This window comes from Methylocapsa palsarum (assembly GCF_900114285.1).
GTDB classification, from domain to species: domain Bacteria; phylum Pseudomonadota; class Alphaproteobacteria; order Rhizobiales; family Beijerinckiaceae; genus Methylocapsa; species Methylocapsa palsarum.
Genome location: NZ_FOSN01000060.1, coordinates 1 through 2,266, shown reverse-complemented (window position 1 = coordinate 2,266; position 2,266 = coordinate 1). Strand labels below are relative to the sequence as shown.

The 2,266-nt window shown below is 55.2% G+C and carries 2 protein-coding genes; both read right to left on the bottom strand.

Going from position 1 to position 2,266, the window contains the following annotated elements:
- Positions 1-508: 508 nt before the first annotated feature.
- The gene (locus BM177_RS19230) at positions 509-1,561 is read right to left on the bottom strand and encodes a DUF21 domain-containing protein (protein ID WP_091686902.1); all 1,053 of its coding nucleotides are present in this window, start codon (positions 1,559-1,561) and stop codon (positions 509-511) included.
- A gap of 483 nt (positions 1,562-2,044) precedes the next feature.
- The gene (locus tag BM177_RS19225; RefSeq protein ID WP_091686900.1) at positions 2,045-2,257 is read right to left on the bottom strand and encodes a hypothetical protein; all 213 of its coding nucleotides are present in this window, start codon (positions 2,255-2,257) and stop codon (positions 2,045-2,047) included.
- Positions 2,258-2,266: the final 9 nt, after the last annotated feature.

Here is a 2,266-nt window from a genome sequence, read left to right as displayed (position 1 = left end):
GCACCAACTGCAGGCCGCTTAACCTTTAATGTCGATGAGCCAGAACCTCCGTTCCGAATAACCTGAAACTGTCTCAAATCATCTGACGACGGACAGGCCCGTCTTACATCCGGGAATGATGGGAGACGGCACGGAAGAGCAAAACCTCGGAGAGCGCGGTGATCCTTCGGCACGCATCAAGGAAGATGAGGTTGATGCGGCTTTCAACCGACAACAACCAAAGAAGAAACTCTGACTTTCGAGTCCGACGGCAGGGTCAGTAATCCGGACCATCAGCCAACGCTATGAGATCCCCATGCGCTTTGCTTGGCTTCTTCGGCCATCAGGCGCGCGATTGGGGTAGCGAGGCGTGTGGAAGGTTTGTTGGGCCTGCACCCGAATCTGGCTGCTGTTCGCCCGGGCCCCGGCGTCACCACCCTCGTTGTTGTCTGGCTCCAGCGAACGGCTCTATTCGGACCTGGAGTCAGCGCAGACAACGCCAACGGCGGAGGGGGCTAGAGCGGACTTGTCATTTTGAAATTGACGACGTGGTCAGCGTACCGTGGGTTATCCCTCGCAGCAGCCGACCCAAAAGATCGGCCCCAGTGATAATGCGCTTTTGCTTGCCCCACACCAGGATGAGGTCGTGTTCGATGACATCATCTCCAGGTTGTTCCGGCTTCGTCTGCATCAGCCCAATGACGCTACCAAGTCGCGTTCTCATGTCTGTAACGACGATCGGCCGATGCCAGTAGGGCTCGGGACCGACCGATACTTCGTTGAAGAGGACATCGCGCAGAAAATGGTGGGCGTTTAGAACGATGTGGGGCGCATCAGAGTCGTCGACAAAAATGACCCACTTTCTTCCCGAAGCATCTAATCGACGCAAGAATGGATCGGTTGGCATGCGTTCGAATGTCGGAAAAACCGGCCAGCCGTTCACAATTGGAAGCGCTATGACGCTATGGGGATCGACGAGTTCCCCCTCGTCCAGCACGCCGATGTCGTCGAGGTCGAGAAAGTTCATTGCGCCAGTCCCCTCCAGACGACTGACATCCGTTCCTTCGGCCTCCATGTGCTTCGACAAAAGGACACGGAAATCGCGCTCGCGGAGCAATGTGATGCTTTCTGGCCCAAGCCACCAGTCGAGAATCAGTGCCGTAGGTTTAGCAACCACGAACAGCATCAGCTGATAGAACTTAAGGAAGGATGCGAACTTAGCAGCCATGCGTACTGCATTTCGCGAGAAATAGGCCTGCGGAATTATTTCACCTAGTAGCGTGATGACGATGGTCGAGAATACAAAGGCGCCCACGCCCGCTAGGACCGATTCAGATAACAATGTCAAAAGGACGTTGGTGGCGACATTGCCCCAAAGAATTGTCGCCAACGTGAAATTGGAATTTACTCTTAGCTCAAGCACCTTGGCTGCACTGGCGTTTCCACCGGCAGCCTCCACCTCAAGTCGCAACTTGCTTACGCTAAAAAGAGCCAGGTTCAAGCCTGAAAAGAGGGCCGTTTGCATTATGCAAAATGCGATCCCGAGCCACGGAGCAGCATTGGTATTTAGGATGTGAAACATAGGATACCGCCTGTCGCCGTGACCTCCGCCATCGGCTCACGGCAATAGAGTACTTGATGCCGGCTTGATGACGAGAGATGTGCGCGATTTATGAGACGCCGGGCTTCAGCGTTGTGGCTCACGCATGGAAATAGTCCTTGCCCAAGTTTTTTCAGACAAGCGATCGGCGACGCGCCGCCAGCACCACCCGCCATGCCAACATCCGTGCGCAAAGACAAAGGTTTTGCCCAGGCTGGTTGCTGTTCCGGCGCCGCCCGCGGAAGCGTTGAGCTGAGATCAGGAGTAAACCCAAGGCCGCCTGCACCCGCGCGCATCGTTCGACGCGATGGCGAAGTCGTGCCATTGCTCATCACTTCGCCTCCTATGACATCTGCGTCAGATCTGGATGTGCTTCGCTGCTCATATAAGAAATCGGCGTCAGACGCTATTCCTTGAAATGCCAGAAAAGTAGATAGTCCGCCGGTTTTGGGTGGCGTTTTTTGTTTAGGGTACCTCGAAAAAATTGTACGTTTGATAGGACGACCGGCGAATGAAAATCATCTGCAAATGCGAGACCTGCATGACGATCGCGCTGATCTCGCCATGATGAAAATACCAGAGCTCCCATCCTCCGACGCCAAGGCCGGCGGCGATGATGATGAGGCTATAGCCGGTATATTCCTCGGCCCCCAGCAGCCGGGAGTCGCGCGCCGCCATCAGCTACCT